Raw genomic sequence first — 19,323 nt, forward strand, 5'->3', positions numbered from 1 at the left:
ATGGAGACGTTCTTTGGTCATATGAAAGACGAACTTAACTACAAAGACTGCTCGTCTATTAAGGAACTACGTCTAGCGGTTAATGAGTACATGACCCATTACAATTCTGAACGTTACCAATGGACATTAAAAAAGATGACTCCTGATGAGTTCAGAAGCCATCTCATTGCTGCCTAAGACTTTGGTAACCATTTTTTTAAACTGTCTATAAATGAGGTTACAGTTCACCGTCAAATAGAATGAAATCGAAAAGCACCATTACATTTAAAAAAGAGCTACCCCAGGCGGTCGAGTTTAGTTCGATCAGCCTTAAGGCAACTCTTTTTATGAAAAACCCATTAAAGTTAGAGACTTGTCAGCCATGCAGCCAATTGTTCCGTCTGACTTAAAATAGCTATCGGATCCCAGTAACCGGAGCGATCGCTAGTCCAAAGAAATACGTGATCGTTTTTGACTGCCGGCAGCAGGCCCCAGATCGGATCGGCTTTAATATCATCCAGCTTTTGCGAGTCGGAGGTAAGAATGATGTAGTCTCCCGCGTACTTCGATAGTACTTCAGCAGAGAACGAAGCCCAGCCCGGCTCAGCCATTTCAGCGGCAATCTCCGCCGGGGGCTTGAACCCGAAACCATTGTAGATCGGCTGTCCTCCTTTGCCGTAGTCGGTTCCGACGGCCATTAGGCTTTTATCGCCAGCGATTTCAATAACGGAAAACGTACTGTCCGCAGGGATAACCTTCAATACACTGGCTTTGGCACTCGCGATTCTGCTGTCATAGTCTTCGAGCCAGGCTTTCGCCTTATCTTCTTGACCAAGAAGTTCACCGAAATAAGTGACCTCCTCGTGTACCGTTTTGAGAGAAGCATATGGGATAACGACAGTCGGCGCTATTTTCTTCATCTGCTCATTCAATTCTGGATACATATCATCCAAAATAATCAAATCCGGGTCAAGCGATAAGATTTGCTCGACATTGCCATTACCGTCCCCTATATTCGCAACCTCTTTTAAATACTCCTGAAAATATGGATTTTTTATATGGTGGTCGGATGTTCCGATCGGCGTAATGCCCAGTGCAATTAAACTGCCAAGATACTCGCCCGCAACAATTCGCTTGGGATGCAGGGGAATCTCCACATCGCCGTTGACTGTTTTGACGATTTTGGTCTTTGGATGGTCCGATGCCGCCGAAGCATCATTGTGATTGGACTGTGAAGCACCTTTCTCCGTTGTACTGTTCGCTCCGCATGCGCTCAGTATCAATATGAGGCTTAGCAGCAGTGCCGAAGCCAGCATAGGTTTTGATTGTTTAAACATATATAAGTCTCCCTCTCCATCCCACTGATTATGATAACCGTTATCAATAAGATCAGTATAAATAAATGATTCAGGAGGGACAATGGAGGATCTCATGGTTATGACCGGACTATCTGCTAGTTTCTTTTTATCGGCATTCGCTTCCCTGTAGCCTATTGGGGACACGCCCTTATGCTTTTTGAACAGTCTGCCCATATAGCTCGGGTCTTGATAGCCAACGCCAATTGCAATTTCCTTCAACGTAGCATCCGTTTCAAGCAGCAGTGCCGCCGCCTTATCAATGCGAACCTTAATTAAGTAGTCAATTGGGCTAAGTCCTGTACGGATTTTAAAGTAGGAAGATAGATGAGGAACGGAATAGTTCAGGCTCTCCGATAATGATTCCAACGTAATGTTACTTGCGTAATGTTCATGGATTATATCTGCTACTTGAGCGGCTAGATCCCGCTTAGCCGAGCGTATACCGTGCACTGACATTTGGCGAAGCAGCTCATGCACAAACTGATACAGTAAAGTCCGAACTCGTAAACGTGCAAGCGGCTGCCACTTCCACTCCTTAATCATTTCGCTCATGATCTGATGCAGCGCTACCGGATTGTCCGGCGTTATGCTGTACGGAATATCAAAGGATTGAGCCCGCTGCGCGCTAAGTTCCGAGGGTAACGGGGAATTCAAATTCGCTTTATAATATACGCTATAGTAATCCAGACCTTCGCTGCCAGCGACAATGTCGAGCACCGCGCCTTTGCCTGCATGAAGCACTGTAAAGCGCTGCACGCGATGAACCTCCCCTGCCAGATGAACGGCAGCATTGCCGCGAATCGACATCAGAAACAGGCTAGAGGGCACGCAATACGAGCGTATGGATTCACCGGCTCCAAGTGTGATGCGTCGAACATCCATAATGGTGCAATTCGCATGATTCCATTGAACAATAAGATCGTTGATATCCATACCTTGGCCAAGCCTCCCCTGCCCTGAAGTCATCTAAGCTCAAAGAAGCAAAGTTGACCATAAAATATACATCATTATATAAGACAAAGCCACTCCAAACAATGGAGCGGCTTCTTTTAACGTTGGCTAATTATGATTTTAGCGGAATCCTACAGACCTGTTCTGTGACCAACATTAGCATGAAGATTCATTGTCCACTATTGGTTGGATGTGCTTAATTCCCCACTCGCTCATCCTATCAAGAAAAGCGATCATGGATCGTCCTGACGAAGTTAGCCCATATTCTACTCTTGGTCGAGGCTCGGGATATGATTTTCTTGCGATTATTCCGTCCCGCTCCAGCTCGCGAAGCTGCTCTGTCAGTATTTTTTTCGAAATGGATGGAAATTGCCGCAGTAATTCGCTATAACGCACTGGCTCGTCATTTTTAAATAAATGCGGTAAATAGGGATTTTCCATCTGCCGCTTATCATAGACATGACAACCTCGACTGGGCAGTCGTTTAGCTGAACAGGCATTTTCTCACCTCATTTTTACTGGTATTATACTCCAAAATCTAATCCAATGTTGGATACTAAAAAGTGCCTAATTGTTCATAAGCGTATAAGCTCCTATGATCACTCATAAGGAGGAGATGATGAGAATGAACATTGGTATTCTTGGGGCAGGGAATGTAGGCAAGATTTTAGGCAAAGGATTAGGAATGGCAGGGCATCAGGTAGTGATCAGCAGCCGAGATCCCCTTGATTCGAATCATTTTTCTTGGAGGCAAGAGGAAGGAATGTCCGTACGTATTGCATCTTTTGAAGAGGCAGCTCGATTTGGCGAGGTTATTATTGTGGCACTGCCATGGTTCTGCTTAAAAGATGTAATTGAAACCATCGATCCTGCCTATTTCAAAAATAAGACGGTCATTGATGTAAGCAATGCCGTTCATTTTGTCAACGGACCGCGTTTATTGCTTAACGACACATCCGCAGGAGAAATAGTCCAAGAGATGTTAACGGATAGTCATGTTGTTAAAACACTCAATACCGTCAGCGACAAGATCATGATTCATCCAAATTTCAATGAAGGTTCCCCTATCATGTTTATTTCCGGAAATCATACTTCATCCAAAAAACAAGTTCATGCCCTTCTGAAAGATATTGGCTGGTCTACGATTGTCGACCTTGGCGACATTCGACAGAGCCGCTTGCAAGAATCAATTATGCTCGCCTGCGTGATTAGTGAAATTCAATTAGAGTCTCCTGGATCGGCGTTTGCATTGCTAACGCATTGAGTATTCTAATCGTTCAGGAAAACTCCATAAAAAATAGTGCTTCCAAAACGCAGTTTTACTTACCTGCGCATCTTCTATTATGGAATGTTAATCATACAGTGAGCTTGTTCATAGTGTTGGGTCAAATTTGTTAAGGCCATATATGACATAAGATGACTTATTTGAATGCTATGATGAATAGGCAGCAGGAATTAATATTCGAAACGGAGATGAAGGAATGAAGCGTCCGGTCGCATTATACATTGCAGTATCCTTGGATGGATACATTGCGCGAGAAAATGGAGAGATTGATTGGCTCTATGAAGCAGAAGGTGAAGGAGACAACGGCTATAGCGAATTCTATGAGACGATTGATACGGTATTAATGGGAAATAAAACATACGAGCATACCTTTGAATTAGCTGATCAATTTCCCTATCCAGATAAGAGGTGCTATGTATTCTCACGTTCCGAACAGGAGCCAACTTCGCATGTGACCTTTGTCACCGGAGATGTACCGGAGTTCATTGAGGAGTTGAAAGAGCAAGACGGATCAAAAATTTGGATTGTCGGTGGAGCGGAAATTCTTGACATATTCTTGAAAAATAATCTCGTTGATGAGTTTATCATTACAGTGATCCCCACGATTTTAGGGAAAGGGATTCCGCTGTTCAAGAAGGACAATCCGGAATTGAAGCTTTTCCTAGCCGAGACCAAACGTTACGGACAAATGGTTCAACTGCATTATACAGTGAAATCTTAAAGCTTTTGATACGTCATCTGGGCGTGAGTTGGCATCGCCACGCTCACGCCCTTTACTTATAGAGAAAAGAACTGCCCTGCTTGTTGCCGCAGGGCAGTCCAATAACTAGCGGAAGAGATTAAGCCGCTTGTTTTTCTTTTGCATTTTTTCTTAGAAAGACTGCTACCACCACGGCAATGATCGAGATGATGAAGCCAAGCATGAACGTGTCACTATAACCTGCAACAGATGCCGTAAATTGTTCAGTTGCATCATCAGGACTTGATGACTGCAACAAATGACTACGAGAGCGCGCGGACATAGTTGCTATGAACAATGCTGAGCCAATCGCTCCTGAAACCTGCTGCAGCGTACTGAAAATAGCAGATCCATGCGCATAATATTCAGGCGTAATTTGATTCAACCCATAAGTTTGGACGGGGACTAGAACGAGCGCCACGCCTAACATTAATAGACTGTGCGTTAATATGATTTGCAGGTTCGTCGACTCCAGTGTGAATGCGGTAAAGAGATACATCGCAATGCAGACGATTAATAGACCCGGAATAATAATGACTCTAGCACCAAATCGATCAAATAGTTTTCCTGAAATGGGAGACATCAGTCCATTTACGACACTTCCCGGCAGCATCATGAGTCCTGATTGAAATGCGGTCACTAGCAGTACGCTTTGCATAAACATAGGTAATAAGGTAATCGTTGCGAACATCGCCATCATAACAACAATTAATAGGATAATCGCGAGAGAGAACATCGGAAATCGGAAGGTACGCAATTCCAGAATCGGGTTTGAAATATTCAGTTGCCGAACTGCGAATAAAATCAAGGCTAGACTGCCAATGATAATTGCCCCATAAACTTGCGGATCTGACCATCCTTCATTGCCTGTGGCACTGAATCCATATACAACACCGCCGAAACCTAATGTCGACAAAATAATGGACAACACATCAACTTTAGGTTTTGTGATCGTGGTTACATTTACAAGATAGATATAACCGACGAGGATGGAAATGATAGTAATGGGAATGGTGATATAGAACAACCAGCGCCAATTCATTGCATCAATAATAATGCCTGAAAGTGTAGGTCCGATAGCAGGGGCAAATGTAAATATTAAAAAGAGCACCCCCATAACCGTGCCCCGCTTTTCCGCAGGGTAAATATTTAATATCGTATTCATCAGCAGCGGGATGATTAGTCCCGTACCAATGGCTTGAATCACTCGTCCGGCTAATAGCAGCATAAAAGTGGGGGCTGTTGCAGCGACGATCGTACCTATTAAAAAGGTAATCATGGCAATGGAAAAAAGTTGTCTTGTCGTAAGCCATTGCTGAACGAGAGCCGTTACGGGAATGAGTGCGCCGACAACGAGCAGGTAAGCCGCAGTTAGCCATTGTATAGTGGTGGCGCCGACCTGAAACTCCTTCATCAGCACAGGCAGGGCATTGCCCAGCAACGTCTCGTTTAATGTCGCTACAAATGCTCCCATCATGAGGGAGACCATAATGGGCATTCGCTTCACTTTCTGTAAATCCAATACCATGTAAGTGCCTTCCTTTCGTACAAATGTAGGTTAAGTAATGAAGTCGATTCCCATTATAATGTTCATTTGGGCTGCAAAATATCTTCATTACACCTGCTTTGTATTGTTAGAAGACAGTTTCAAATAAATGTCTGAGAAAATGGGCGGTATAAAGGGGGAAATGAATCTGGATCTTAGAAAACGTCGCTCCATGCAAATGTTATGGAAGGCTCTTTTTGATCTAATGACAGAAGAAAAGATGAAGTTTTCAAAAATCACAGTTGATCAAATTTGCGAAAAAGCAATGGTCCATCGTTCCACGTTCTATAAGCACTTTGATGATAAATTTAGGTTGCTGGAGTACGGGCTGAATCAACTGATGGAGCAATATTGGGATATTCCATTAGAAAAAAGGATTTTAAAACCCTTTTATTGGTCCAATGAATTTTTTGAAGGTTCCGCGTCTCACAAGTTAGTTCGTGCGCAGCATGGTGATGAACTTTTCTTTGATTGCATGACAGCTTACTCCATGCGGATATTGAAAAAAGACGCATTAAAGTTCTTTGAACATTCGAAACCGATCGATATCCCTTATGATTTGTTAGCGGAATTTCATGTGTCCTCGATGGTTGCTTTAAGCGAATGGTGGCGTAAAAACCCGGATCGGGTGAGCGTATCCCAGATGGATCATTATTTTCATAAATTGGTGAATGAGTAAAAAAACAAAAAGGAGCTTGCCCACGGCAGCTCCTTTTCTCTCTTATAAATGGAAGTGTTTCACTTCCTCGCTTGGATTTCATATGACCATGGCTCTCCTCAATAAGTTTCATAAATCAACTCAGGATTCATCTCAAGCTCCTCATTAAACTCAACATAAATGTAAAGTCCTCCAGCTGGGGTGTCGCCTGCATCGTAACCAATCTTAATTGAGGTATCCCCTTCAAATACCAAATTAGCTAGGACCAATTCCGTTACATCTTCATCCGGATGCAGGTTTGCAATATGGTCTAGTGCCCTTTTATTGAGCTCGCTGAGTTCCTCCCAGGCTTTCTTAATTGTAGGCGATAACCGATCCATTTCAGCCTTGGTGGGCATATCAGTTGAAACAGAAAGCTCTCTCCCATTAAAACTGAGTTTTGTCTCATAGTAAGAAAGCGAAGCATCATACTGAAAAGTTCCCACACCCTTAACTTCATGGTCTGGTTCAGTGATGAGATTATTTGAATAATCTAGTTTTGCCAGCTTTGGGTTATGAATTGTCTCCAGCCTCGAGATTTTATTCTCAGAGCAATAAAGCTCGACTAGAAGCGGATTATTGCTGATATCCAGACTTGAGATGTGATTATTAAAACACCTTAAACTCTGCAAAGCCGTGTTTTGACTTACAACCAGTTTTGTTAAATGGTTATGGTTACAGCGGATCTCGATCAGGCTAACACAAGCGTTCACATCAAGACTCATCAAATAATTGCTCCCGCAATCAAGGCGAGTTAGCAGCGAGTTTTGAACAAGCTCCAAACTAAATATTGAATTATGATTGCAATTTAGCTCCTTCAAATTTGTGTTCTGTTCAAGATTCAATTCTGAGAGGATGTTCCAATAACACTCCAGCTTAATGAGCATGGAATTTTGGCTGACATCAAGATTTCTAATTCTGTTAAAACCGCAATTCAACGTTAGCAAGTTTACATTCTTGCTAATATCAAGCTCAGTTAATATATTTGATGAGCAGTCTAGCTCCTCAATCGATGTGAAATGTTCAATCCCTTTTAAACTATAGAAATTTTGATTAGCAAGGTTTAGCGATATGATTTTATCTACATCGCTCTTCTGAATAAATTCACGATTTTCGCAAAAGTTTTCTAAGACGAAATTTCTAAATGGTTCATCAACAAAATCATCGGTGATATTCATTGCTCTCCCCCTTAGGCTCAACCCTATTGTTCAAATATCTTGTCTTACAGGTAAAAACGTTACAATTATTGGTTTGGTTGCTTAATTTGAACGGGTCTTCGGCCAAATATAAAAAGACAGCGAGTATCCGCTATCGGGACTCGCTGTCTTTTTGGTTTTTACGTCAATTGCAGCTCGTTCATGCCAATGACGCAATTTTATAGTTGAATCTTAATATCCCTTATATTAAAATACTTTCGCTGATATGAATAAAGGAGTTGATATTGTGAACGAAAAAGAAAAATCGCATGCTGGTATGCTATACCAACCTGGTGATCCAGAGCTTGTCGCAGATCGTGCTGAAACCGTGAAAAAGCTATATGAATATAACAATATACACCCGATGGACCGCGAAGCACGACAGGTTGCCATCCGCGGGCTGCTGGGAAAGACCGGAGAAAATTGCGTTGTAGAGCAGCAGCTTTTCTGTACTTACGGGTACAATACCACGGTAGGAGATAATTTTTTTCTCAACGTTAACTGCAAGCTCATGGACAGCGGGAAAATTACAATTGGCAACAACGTATTTATTGCGCCCAACGTCTGCATCATAACGGAAGAACATGCTATGGATGTAGAGCAGCGGTTAGAGGGATTGGAATACACACATCCAGTCAATATTGGTGATAATGTATGGATCTGTGCAGGCGCTATAGTCCTGCCAGGCGTGACGATCGGAGCGAACAGCGTGATTGGGGCAGGCAGTGTCGTTACGAAGGACATTCCGCCAGATAGTCTGGCTGTCGGCAATCCGTGCAAGGTTATCCGCTCTTTGAAAAAAGACCTTTAATCAGGGCCAATCGGTAATTCTATCACTGTCAGAAATATAAGAACAACCTTCATGTGGTCTCAACCCGTTTCCTAGTGATATCCGATGGCCAGAATGGCCTCCTCGGGTAGTTCCGCCTTGATGGTGTCCGCAGAGGTTCGGTTCACCATATAGGAAAACGTCCTTTGCGGAGAAGGCACTGTTAAAGCAGTAGCTCCTCCGCAAAGGACGTCTTTTCATTTTCTCCGTTTTGTTCTCCACTGGTTGGTTCATCCAGCCCATAATCCCACTTACTCTCCCTTCCCAAGCATTAGGCTGTACTCATTCAGCTGCTTGTCCAACTCTTGAGACTTCAACAGAACGACTCTTGAAGTGACTCCTAATCTATCCGCCAATTCGTTTAACTCGCCGCGCAGCCGTTCGATTTTGTCCTGAAAATCCGCCTTACTCAATCGTATGGGCTTTCTCAAGAGTGAAACAACCCCAAAATAGAACCATGATAATCCGAAAAATCAATATAGCCCCCTAGAAAATATCCAATTGAAATAAAAATCGCACACCAGCACAGGGCTCCCAAGCCCGAGAAGAGTATATATTTCCGTGGGTTCATGGCGCTCATCCCTGCCAGATAGCAAGTCAGATGGCGGAACCCTGGAATATAGTAACCGATGCATATCGCCCAGGGGCCGTAACGCTCGAACCAGTTCTCTGTCTTCTCTATCCTTTTAGTGGTGAGCCTGACCCATTTTCCATACTTCCGCAGCAGCGGCTTGCCGAACTTCCGCCCAAGGAAGTAACTGCACAGCATGCCGCTCATAGCCCCGAGGACGCTGATCACAAGGGATACCGGGAAGTGCAGCAGTCCAATTGAAGAAAGATAACCAACAATCATCATGAGAATCTCATCAGGCACAGGCAAACCAATAATGCCAAGCGTAAGGCAGAGGAAGATGCCAATATAACCGTATTGGATAACGATATCTTGTAAGAAAGCGATGATGTTCACACTCCAGTTCTAATGGCTTTGGGCATCCTGAATGATTCATGATTCATCGCCCTTTCCACGTATCTTAATGCCCTCCTTGTCAATAAACCTAGTGCCGAATTGTCACATGACGCTTTCAAAGCGGCTGGATGTCATGGATGACGAAATGCAACTTGTTGGTGTGACAACTCCTTTGCCATACTGGGCTCAGCCGATCGTTAAGAGGCAAATCTAATGGACAAGGAGACATCATTTATGAAGAAATGGATTCGCACGAGAACGAATCGCGCAGTTCTACTATTAACTGTTCTACTATTATCTACTACGCTCATTACCGCATGTATGGGATCAGGGAACGCACCCAATACCCCGGAGGCTCCCCCGCCAGTGGCAACTGAGAAAGCCAGTCAGGAGGGGCCACAGGATGCCAAGGAACTAGAGGCCTTTGCAGATGGCGTTTTTGCGGACGCGATGAAGAAGTATAATACGGTTGGTTCTAATTTTGCGGTCGTATCGAATGGAAAAGTGCTGCTAAGCAAAGGCTACGGTTATGCCGACAGGGAAAATAAAATTCCGGTAGACAGCAGCACCGTATTCCAAATTGGTTCTGTGACGAAGCAATTCACGGCATTGGCAGCTATGCAGATGGTCGATAAGGGAAAGATTGATTTGCATCACGATATCCAGGAATACCTGGGCGGGATGAAGGTACCGAATACAACAGGAAAAAAACTGACGATGTTCGATCTGCTTACGTATACTAGCGGCTTTGACAAACCGGATGTCCTCTCGGGATCGGAACCGGAATATGTGAATCAATTCTTCCCGATGAAGGAGTCTCTCGAAGCGAATATGCCGACTGTCGTCAGGCCTCCGGGGGAAGCCTACACCTACGATAATTTTGGATTCACACTGGCGGGGTATGCGGTAGGAGAAGTATCAGGCATGTCATTCGCCCAGTATATGGAGGAAAATATTTTCAAGCCGTTAGGCATGAACTCGACGAATGTGCGGTTTACCCCCGAGCTGCTCAGCAGAATGGCTGCCCATTATAATCCAAAAGGCGATCTAATCCCCTTGGAGGGTTTCAAACCAACCGATCGGCCTAGCGGCGGCATGGTATCAAACGCAGATGACATGGTGAAGTACCTCATGATGCATCTGAACAACGGAACGTATGAAGGCAAAGAAATTTTAAGTTCCAAGAGCATCGAGCAAATGCATACCTACCAAGTGTTCCCTGACAAAGAGTTCCCTGTCACAACCATCGGATTCGAAGGCTACTTCACAGAGAAGATGAATGGTCATCATGTGGTTATCAAAGGGGGAAATGTAACCGGTAATTCTTCCTTGATTGTTATTCTGCCAGAGGAAAATACAGCGTTCTACATGTCCTACAATAACGACTCCATGATGAGTCTCGACGTGTATGAGGAATTTATGAATCATTATTTCCCAAGAAAAGAAGAGGCTCCACAGCCAACCTACTCGACAATCAGTGAAGAGCAGGCTAAGGACTACGTAGGATTGTATAAAAATACACGTCTTGGATCCATGAGGACCGACGTTTCCTATTCAGACGGAAAATTGGTTATGGAGACAGGAGATCTGGGCAAGAGTACGCTGAAAATGATCCACCCTTTACTCTTTGAAGATGAATCTGGCAATAAAGTGGCCTTTCAAAAAAATGGGGCCGGCCAAATCACCTATTTCTATTACATGCAGCTTCCGCACTACGTGGGTTATGCACAAAAAGTAGATATGGATGCGCCATTCACTGATGTACCGGCGGACAGCAAGTATGCGTCTTATATTCAAAATCTTCATGCTTTGAAGGTCATGGACGGAAAGTCGGCCACCCTCTTCGATCCGAATGGAACAATGACTCAGGGTGAGTTCTCAGAGCTGCTGCTGCGTGCCCATGGCTGGGATACCATGCCTTATACGGTCGAACCAAACAAGAAGCAGATGATATCGGGATTGCCTAATTATAAGCCTAATTCTCCTATCACCAGACAGATGGCGGCAGTTATGATCCAAAACCTGAAGCAAGCTGAGCCTGGAGACAAGGTTACATTGAGTGGCGAAACGGATGCCTGGGCAGTTGAAGCCATCACAATCCTTGTATCCCAAGGCATCATGGACCCGGATACCAAGATCAATTCGGACGGCTCCATCAACTTCCGTTCCAAGCAGCTGCTGAAGCGGCAGGAAGCGAGTGCCTTATTGGATCTGGCATTTGATTACTACACATTGCCAATCCGTAAATAAACGGAAACCATCATTCTGAAAAAATAATACACGGTCTTTAAAAATGGAAATGGCGGGTGCTCGATCATACGAAGCATAATCACTCCGTAGGTCGGCATCCGCCACCATAATAGATAACTTGAGGGTTATTCCAGAAGCCCGGCCTCCCTGGCTTTTTGCACCGCTTCCTCCCGGTTGCGGACCCCCAGCTTTACATAAGCCGATGATGCATAGTTTCGAACCGTACCATCGGATAAATACAATTTGGAAGCAATGCTTTTATATCGCAGCCCTTTCGAAACATACTGTAAAATCTCAAGCTCCCGCGGCGTTAACTCATAGTTCGATGACGCTTTGATTGGCGAAGGATCATCCCCGCTATTGTCCGCTTCCAACTCCAATTGGGCAAACAATTTGTGCGACATGCCCTGATCGATCAGCGTGCCCCCGCGATGGACGGTGCGTATCGTTTCGGCCAGCTCTAACGGCTGCATGGACTTCAACAAGTATCCATCCACCCCGCTTCGCATCGCCTCCAGAGCCTGTTTAGTATCCTCGAACGTGGTGAGAATCAGAATGCGGATGTGGGGCCACGTTTCTTTTATCGTACGAGATGCGGAGATTCCATCCACATTCGGCATTTCCAAATCCATAAGCACCAATTGCGGCTGAACCTGCCTGCACAGCTCGATCGCTTGCTCGCCATCCTCTGCCGTCCCAACAACCTGCAAATCCTGATGCTCCTCGAGCAGAGTCCGCAGGCTTTCACGGAAAAAGGGCTGGTCATCGACGACCAACAGGCGGATGACTTCATCCTTAAGCTCCGTTTGTCTAGGTAGTGTACAGGTAACGAGAGTGCCTTCTCCCGGCTCTGAATAGACGGCCACATGGCCTTGCAAATTCATCGCTCGCTCCTTCATGGCGCTCAGGCCGAAGCCCTCCCGCCCTTGCTCCATCCCGCGGCCGTTATCTTGAATTTCCAGTCTCGTCTGTTGGGGCTCGAATTGCACGGAAACCTTAATCTCCGTCGAGTGTCCATGACGCACGGCATTCGTCAACGACTCTTGCACGCAGCGATAGAGCGCTGTCTTCGCTTGCTTCGTTATAGGGTATTCTTCCCCGTAGGCATGGAAACGAACCGTCACCTTGGCATGCTCCTGAAACTCCTCCGCCAGCTTCCTCAAAGACTGAAGCAGCGGGAGCGCCTCATGCGGCGATTCGATTTGATGCACGTAGCCTCTGACATCCTCCATATTCTGGCGGGCTAGGTTCAATAGGGAATCGAGCCTCTCCGTTCCTGTATCCGTTGACAGTTCAGGACGCAACGTTTCCAATCCCATAATGAGCGAAGTGTAGGCATTACCGACGGTATCATGAAGATCTTTGGACAACCGATTCCGCTCTTCGGCAAGCGTGATGCGCTCGATTTGGGACAGGTACTGCTCCAGCACCGCATTTTGATCGCGGATAATTTCGCCTTGACGATGATTGAGCGAAAGTAAATGGAACGAGAATCCGAAGACATACGCCATCCCGATGTGAACGGCCATGACCCAGTATTCGCTCTGCTCTGCAATCAGCTTGATTAAGGCGGGTATGAGCAATATGGATACAGGCCCTGACCAGAGATAGGCCCTTTTCGCGCTGTGGGCAGCAATTAAAAAGGCATACAGCAGGAATGAGAAGTAGGCTTGCGGAAAAAATGAAGCCAGATACAAGCACAACCCGCCCGAGATCACGATTTCGGTAAACAGATAGTATTTATAATCGAGCTGCAAGCAAAGCCATGGAACGGAAAAAGAAAGTAGCTGCCACAGCACAAGGACCGCAATCGGCAGCGTGAAATATTGTTGCAGCCCTATGGTCGTAAACGCGAGAGAAATGCTGCATATCAGACGGATTATGAACATGAGCCAGTCGTACCAGTACCAGCGCTTCACCATATCGAACAAAACCATCAACCCCTAATGACCTTCAGTATGACATTACGTAATTAGTATTGAGTAAACTGCTATAGAGTAAACTATACCACCGGACGACCCACGAGGCGAAGCCGGGACTGGCGTCTACCGGTTCACATGCTTGATCATCAAACGCGTGTAGCCGCCTATCAAGCACGCCAAGCGGCCCGCAAGCCTGTAGCTCACCATCATTAATATGACCCCTGTGGCCGACACCATCACGGCTTTGGCAACCGTATCTACCGTCGCCCCCATAAAGGAAAGGTTGATAAACGGATAGAGGAACGGGACCGCAATCAATACAACTGGTGCCGCATAAAGCAAGGTCGCACTGATCAGACTTAAAATCCCTACCGGAAATTTCAACAGCAGCCAGCCAATTGCGGTCCAGTTGCGTGGGTTCAGCAGCTCTTTTTTCACTTGCAGCCAGTTGGACACATCGAGGTTGACGGATTTAACGCAAGGCTCGGTGGTAATGTCCGTATAGATCTTGGTTTGTATTCGTTCAAATTGCAAGAAGGCAGTCGTTGTCCGCAAAACGTGAGTCAGGAGAGGGACGCCCACGACGGTAAACGAAAGGGTCAAGCCCAATGTAAGAGCGACCAGATAAAAGCTAAAGTAAAACAATCCAGTAACGAAAGTAAGCAGCAGGAAATAGCCGTTTTGAACAAAGCTGACGATGGTTTTGGCCATCAAGGAGCCCACATCCTTTGCAAGTAGTAGATGTATTCTACTTTTCTTGATGTCAAATCCGCCAGTGTCATAATGTCATATGACAAAACGGCAAAAAAAGCCGCCCGAATGGATTTATTTCCACTCAGGCGGGGATTTTATTTATGCTTGCGATTTTGCAGCAGTCCATCGTCGATCGTTTTTTCGTCCTACTTGTGATACGGTTCAGTATTTGAACTTGACTACTCCAACTCAAATTCGTTTAACAATGCCAATGCCTCTTCATGATCAGGCTCGAGTTCTAATAATTTCCGCAAGTATCCGAGAGCATCTTCGACTAACTCTAACTCGAAACAACAAATAGCCAGACAATAAAATACGGTCGATACAACCTCATCTTGTTCTTGATGAATTGAAATTTCCAAAAAACGCTTAGACTCCTCGTACATTTCCGACTCAAACAATAGCAATCCAGCATCCAGCGCCAAGTCATAGCGCTGCTCCATTACGTAGTACGATGACCACATAAGCTGTATGCCACTCAAAATATCCTGCCTTTCTTCATCGTTTGCATCCGGCAATAGACTAGAGATCCGCTTCGTACTTTGAATGAAAAATTCCGCATCATATCCGCCCAAACGCCAAAAACTCAAGATTTGTTGTAATCCCATGTTATCTAGATTGCGATCTATCCCCATCTTCAAACTGAAAAACTCATCCGGACCAAAGCGTTTAATACATCGACGATAAGCTAATCTTGTATTGGAATAGTCCATCGGTTTATTCAAATTAAGAATACAGCCCACATTTATATTTTTATAATGATGCGGGGGAAATAACGATATGGCTCCTCTTTGCTCAAAAACATGCTGAATCGCATGGTAGTTTGCCGTTAAAGAAAAACTTCCGTGCAGGACTAACTCTGGCGGTTCTGCGAATTTCCAGTTATCAAGCAAATGGTCTCCCTTGTCTGCCGTTATTAATAGGAATCCCGCCTGAGATAGCCGATTCAAACGCTCCAAACAAGTGATTCCAGCAACAGGAAACAAAATATGCGAATCCTCTAGTTGTTCCTGATAGATTGCAATGACATCACGGTATGGATAGGTTTCTTGTTCATACTCAGGTGCTCGCCGATGCTCATAATGCAAAGATATTTGGTCTAACAAATCTGATGGTTTAAGTGAACCATGATGTTCGGGATATTCGACAATAACATCAGCTTCATAAATTCGACCATCACCTACGTAAATCAACTCTTGTGGAATGCTATCAAAAAAGTAGTTGGCAATAATGATTGACGGTTGTTTTAAATCTCCCTCGCTAATCGTTGCGCCTGATACAACAAGGTTCAGAACCGTATCATGAACAGCATCAAATCGCGCAAAATCGAGTAATCCTTCGGCAATAAAAGATTGAAGTGCTGGATGCTCCCTCCAGGCTAGAACATTGTCCATCGCCAAATCCGTCATAATATAACGGAACGAAGGTAGTGAAGTCCCCGCGTAGTCTCTTAACTGGCACAATTCACTTAACACATGGAAAGCAAAACGTCCCGCTCCTGCCCCAAGCTCCACAATCATAACAGGTTCCGAACTATTTTCCTTATTCGCCCGATCTTGAAGAAACCCAAATATCATTTCGGCATAGGCAGTAGCGATCATCGGATTACTCGTTATATATTGAGGAACTTGGTCATTGTTCCAAGCCTTCATCCCCTTTTCTTCATAGTACTTCCTCTGAATATTCCATATAGGTGCTTCACTATAGCGGTAGCGCTGTTTGTTTTCAAATGTCATTGTAATTTATCCTGCCCTCTGGAAGTTATGAGATACCTATTGTCTTATTTCATTAAAAACCTTTCTTACGATCATTACCATTGTAGCACACCGATATTCGCCGTATTTTGATAAGGTTCTCCGTGCTATCTATAATGGCAAATTTGAAGGGCATCCTGGTGAAATAGCCTTCTTAAATCGAAAGGCACCCGATCGGGTGCCCTTCGAAGCTCATCGTACGTCTCATGCGTTTTTTATGGTCTTAATAAAATTTTTCCTGTGCTTTTGCGGCTTTCTAGAAATTGATGCGCTTCTCGGCCATCTCGTAGTGCAAATACCGTAGGCTCAGATACCGCTATTTTCCCCTCTTCTATCCAGCGGAACAGTTCGACTGAACGGGCTATCCGTTCCTCACTGGAAGTAAGGACATTCCAAAGATCCCCGCCAGTCAAAGTCTTTGACGTATCCATCAACATCCTTGGGTCAACTGGAGCAGGGTCTCCCCCTGCCATTCCATAAAATACGACCGTACCCCCAATGCGAGTCGCTGTAAAACTATCTTCGAGCGTAGAGCCTACTGAGTCATAGATTACATCCACGCCTCTTCCGTTTGTTGCTTCCAAAACTTTTTCCTTCCAATCATCTGAGTACAAAAAAACCTGATTTACTCCGGCCTTCTTAACTGCAGACGCCTTCTCTATAGAGGACGTTAAGCCAATGACCCTTCCACCGAGGATCTTTGCCATTTGGACGAGCAGTTGTCCAACGCCCCCTGCTGCCGCATGAACTAGAATGACATCATTCTCCTTAACCGCATAACTATCCTTTGTTAAATAGTGGGCAGTCAAGCCTTGCAGTAAAACGGAAGCTGCCGTATCAAATGAAATGGTCTCTGGAAGAGGAATTGCCTTTTCCATCGGAACAGCCACTAGTTCCGCATTAGCATAGGGGACATCGGCAAATGCAACAGGATCGCCAACGCTGATTCCTTGGACATTAGCTCCCGTCTTTTCAACGACTCCCGCCCCTTCATAACCTAAAATAAACGGGGAATTGCCCGTAAGATGATAGTTCCCTTTTCTTCTATAAATATCGGCGAAATTCAATCCAATTGCTTTCATCCTTACTAATATTTCATCGGCTCCGATAACCGGATCCGGAATTTCAAGATACTCAAGTACTCCCGGCCCTCCAAATTTATGAAATACAAGTGCTCTCAATTGAACGAGCTCCTCTCCTTATATTTTTTGATACTTTTAGTTTATTTTAATTACGATTGGAATTGTAATCAAATTCTCTTCAGAATTCTCGAAAACCGCTTCACGTTGCTCTTTCGGTACAGGTAACGCCAGAACGTCGTCATTCTAATCAAAAAGCCCCTGAACCTTAAAGTCTCAGAGGCAATAAATCCTTTTCTATTACATACGTCGCAAGGATTATGTCTTAAAACTAGGTCCGTAAGCCTCAAACTCATAAATCCTTGCTGCGGCGTTTGTGGTCTGTGTAGGCGTCGTGACGTTCAGCTTAATATATCGAGCCGATACTTCAGCTATCTTGTCTACCGTAATGCCGCTCTTATTGTTGATTATGTTGACCACCGTATTCCAGTTCGTACCATCTGTACTGACCTGGATATTGTAAGCCTTCGTGTTGTAGGAGGCGGACTCTCCACCTTCCGATGCGTGCTTGATGACGAATTGGTTTACTTGCTTCACAGAGCCAAGATCGATCTGCAGCCAACGGTTACTGGATTTGGAGCACCATTTGCTGTCATTGACAACTACCCCGTCCACGGCTTTGGCCGCGGTTTGCGAGGCGTTGCACGTACTGTCCGCCTTCGCGGGTTTATTTAATGCCACATTTGGAGGTCCGTATACCTCGAACTCATAGATTCTTGCTGCAAGGTTGGTGGTTTGCGTAGGCGTCGTGACGTTCAGCTTAATATATCGAGCCGATACTTCAGTTATCTTATCTACCGTAATCCCGCTCGTACTGTTGATAACGTTGACCACCGTGTTCCAGTTCGTACCATCGGTACTAACCTGGACATTGTAAGCCTTCGTGTTATAGGAGGCGGACTCTCCACCTTCCGATGCGTGCTTGATGACGAATTGGTTCACTTGCTTCACAGAGCCCAGATCGATCTGCAGCCAACGGTTACTGGATTTGGAGCACCATTTGCTGTCATTGGTTACGCTGCCGTCCACGGCTTTGGCCGCGGTTTGCGAGGCGTTGCACGTACTGTCCGCCTTCGCGGGGCTATTTAACGCTAAGTTTGGAGGACTCACCGTTATCGTATACGTCACCTTATTCGTACCGGTTTGCGGAGTTACAATAATCTTCATGCCCGTTGCTAGCGTCGTCGCTTTCGTTATTCCGTCTGCATTGTAGATCTCAAACGATGTATTCGCTGACGGCGTAATTGCAGCCTTCAACGCGGCTAACTTGATGCCGCTCCCGACAATGATCGTCTCATTCACCGTCCCTCCGACGCTTACCGTACCAATCGTGGAGGTCAATGTAGCTGCGCTGCCGCACTGCGCATTTGCACTTGAGGCCGCCCATTTCGCATACAGCGTTAAGTCATTATTGATTGAATCTGACGTATTATAAGCTTGCGTCAGCGCACTGTCATAGAACCAGCCCTCGAAGCTGTAGCACTCCTTCACCGGAGTTTTTTGAAAAAAAACCGTACCTCCGGAATGAACAAAATCAGGGGGAATCGTTGAGCCGCCGTTCGTATTATAAATCACGACCTTTTGGGTGTCGCCCCCTTGATCTATTCCGGCAAATGACGAAGATCCGAATGTCAGTAGCGAAACGATGATAGCTGCAACCATCAAGTGACCTCTTATCCTCGCTATAATCCTTTTCTTTCGCTTGCTAAGACCTGGCCCTTTCATCATTGGTGCCCCTTTCTCCTACCCTAATAATTAACGCTTTTGATATGCCAGCTCTCCCGCAAAAGCATCTCTTAGCGTTTCGTTCGTACAACATCGTACATCGGCTTTAGCTGGCATGGCATGAGGAGGAGGAAGCGTATTCCAATCATACGGCTGTTGCATCATACATAATCTTATTCACAATACACGAAAGAATGTTTGTTTATTGTTACTTCTATTTCAACTCAACAGCA

At 45.1% G+C, this 19,323-nt stretch carries 17 protein-coding genes; 6 read left to right on the forward strand and 11 right to left on the reverse strand.

Annotated features, from left to right (window positions below):
- Positions 1-177 (forward strand): IS3 family transposase (locus ACFVTB_RS21055; RefSeq protein WP_387753850.1); only part of this gene is annotated, 177 nt, incomplete at its 5' end.
- A gap of 167 nt (positions 178-344) precedes the next feature.
- Here the strand turns inward: ACFVTB_RS21055 and ACFVTB_RS21060 are convergent.
- Both ACFVTB_RS21060 and ACFVTB_RS21065 read right to left on the reverse strand, forming a co-directional pair.
- Positions 345-2,270 (reverse strand): AraC family transcriptional regulator, encoded by a 1,926-nt coding sequence (locus ACFVTB_RS21060; protein ID WP_387753580.1) that lies wholly within the window; start codon positions 2,268-2,270, stop codon positions 345-347.
- A gap of 174 nt (positions 2,271-2,444) precedes the next feature.
- Complete coding sequence (locus tag ACFVTB_RS21065; RefSeq protein ID WP_387753583.1) at positions 2,445-2,729, reverse strand: winged helix-turn-helix transcriptional regulator; 285 nt, start codon at positions 2,727-2,729, stop codon at positions 2,445-2,447.
- Between the two features lie 184 nt (positions 2,730-2,913).
- Between ACFVTB_RS21065 and ACFVTB_RS21070 the strand changes: the two genes are divergently transcribed.
- On the forward strand, positions 2,914-3,552 hold the full coding sequence (locus ACFVTB_RS21070) for an NADPH-dependent F420 reductase (protein ID WP_387753585.1): 639 nt from the start codon (positions 2,914-2,916) through the stop codon (positions 3,550-3,552).
- A gap of 217 nt (positions 3,553-3,769) precedes the next feature.
- Complete coding sequence (locus ACFVTB_RS21075; RefSeq protein WP_387753587.1) at positions 3,770-4,294, forward strand: dihydrofolate reductase family protein; 525 nt, start codon at positions 3,770-3,772, stop codon at positions 4,292-4,294.
- 118 nt (positions 4,295-4,412) lie between these two features.
- Here the strand turns inward: ACFVTB_RS21075 and ACFVTB_RS21080 are convergent, their stop codons facing one another.
- Positions 4,413-5,840: an MDR family MFS transporter gene (locus ACFVTB_RS21080; protein WP_387753590.1), complete on the reverse strand. Its 1,428-nt coding sequence runs from the start codon at positions 5,838-5,840 to the stop codon at positions 4,413-4,415.
- Between the two features lie 127 nt (positions 5,841-5,967).
- On the opposite strand from ACFVTB_RS21080, the gene ACFVTB_RS21085 reads away from it, so the two are divergent.
- Positions 5,968-6,537, forward strand: coding sequence for a TetR/AcrR family transcriptional regulator (locus ACFVTB_RS21085; protein WP_387753593.1), 570 nt, complete (start codon positions 5,968-5,970; stop codon positions 6,535-6,537).
- 98 nt (positions 6,538-6,635) lie between these two features.
- Here ACFVTB_RS21085 and ACFVTB_RS21090 read toward each other — a convergent pair whose 3' ends face one another.
- The gene (locus tag ACFVTB_RS21090; RefSeq protein ID WP_387753596.1) at positions 6,636-7,733 is read right to left on the reverse strand and encodes a leucine-rich repeat domain-containing protein; all 1,098 of its coding nucleotides are present in this window, start codon (positions 7,731-7,733) and stop codon (positions 6,636-6,638) included.
- A 265-nt stretch (positions 7,734-7,998) separates the two neighbouring features.
- Here ACFVTB_RS21090 and ACFVTB_RS21095 point away from each other — a divergent pair, with 265 nt between their 5' ends.
- Positions 7,999-8,562 carry a sugar O-acetyltransferase gene (locus tag ACFVTB_RS21095; RefSeq protein ID WP_387753599.1) on the forward strand — a complete coding sequence of 188 codons (564 nt, stop codon included), beginning with the start codon at positions 7,999-8,001 and terminating at the stop codon, positions 8,560-8,562.
- A gap of 269 nt (positions 8,563-8,831) precedes the next feature.
- Here ACFVTB_RS21095 and ACFVTB_RS21100 read toward each other — a convergent pair whose 3' ends face one another.
- Complete coding sequence (locus ACFVTB_RS21100; protein WP_387753602.1) at positions 8,832-9,011, reverse strand: Spo0E family sporulation regulatory protein-aspartic acid phosphatase; 180 nt, start codon at positions 9,009-9,011, stop codon at positions 8,832-8,834.
- A complete protein-coding gene (locus ACFVTB_RS21105) occupies positions 9,008-9,538 on the reverse strand; it encodes a DedA family protein (protein ID WP_387753852.1) in 531 nt (176 codons plus the stop codon). The genes ACFVTB_RS21100 and ACFVTB_RS21105 overlap by 4 nt, the downstream gene beginning before the upstream one ends.
- A 243-nt stretch (positions 9,539-9,781) precedes the next feature.
- Here ACFVTB_RS21105 and ACFVTB_RS21110 point away from each other — a divergent pair, with 243 nt between their 5' ends.
- Positions 9,782-11,797, forward strand: a complete 2,016-nt coding sequence (locus ACFVTB_RS21110; protein WP_387753605.1) for a serine hydrolase domain-containing protein — start codon at positions 9,782-9,784, stop codon at positions 11,795-11,797.
- A gap of 125 nt (positions 11,798-11,922) precedes the next feature.
- Here the strand turns inward: ACFVTB_RS21110 and ACFVTB_RS21115 are convergent, their stop codons facing one another.
- From ACFVTB_RS21115 to ACFVTB_RS21135, 5 genes are all read right to left on the reverse strand, one after another.
- Positions 11,923-13,728: a response regulator gene (locus ACFVTB_RS21115; protein WP_387753607.1), complete on the reverse strand. Its 1,806-nt coding sequence runs from the start codon at positions 13,726-13,728 to the stop codon at positions 11,923-11,925.
- A gap of 114 nt (positions 13,729-13,842) precedes the next feature.
- Positions 13,843-14,430: a sensor domain-containing protein gene (locus ACFVTB_RS21120; protein ID WP_387753609.1), complete on the reverse strand. Its 588-nt coding sequence runs from the start codon at positions 14,428-14,430 to the stop codon at positions 13,843-13,845.
- Between the two features lie 221 nt (positions 14,431-14,651).
- Positions 14,652-16,208, reverse strand: a complete 1,557-nt coding sequence (locus ACFVTB_RS21125; protein WP_387753611.1) for an SAM-dependent methyltransferase — start codon at positions 16,206-16,208, stop codon at positions 14,652-14,654.
- A 233-nt stretch (positions 16,209-16,441) separates the two neighbouring features.
- On the reverse strand, positions 16,442-17,407 hold the full coding sequence (locus tag ACFVTB_RS21130; protein ID WP_387753614.1) for a quinone oxidoreductase family protein: 966 nt from the start codon (positions 17,405-17,407) through the stop codon (positions 16,442-16,444).
- A gap of 216 nt (positions 17,408-17,623) precedes the next feature.
- On the reverse strand, positions 17,624-19,027 hold the full coding sequence (locus tag ACFVTB_RS21135; RefSeq protein WP_387753617.1) for a discoidin domain-containing protein: 1,404 nt from the start codon (positions 19,025-19,027) through the stop codon (positions 17,624-17,626).
- Between the last annotated feature and the right edge of the window lie 296 nt (positions 19,028-19,323).

It is taken from the genome of Paenibacillus sp. NPDC058071, assembly GCF_042885235.1.
In the GTDB taxonomy this organism is placed as follows: Bacteria; Bacillota; Bacilli; order Paenibacillales; family Paenibacillaceae; genus Pristimantibacillus.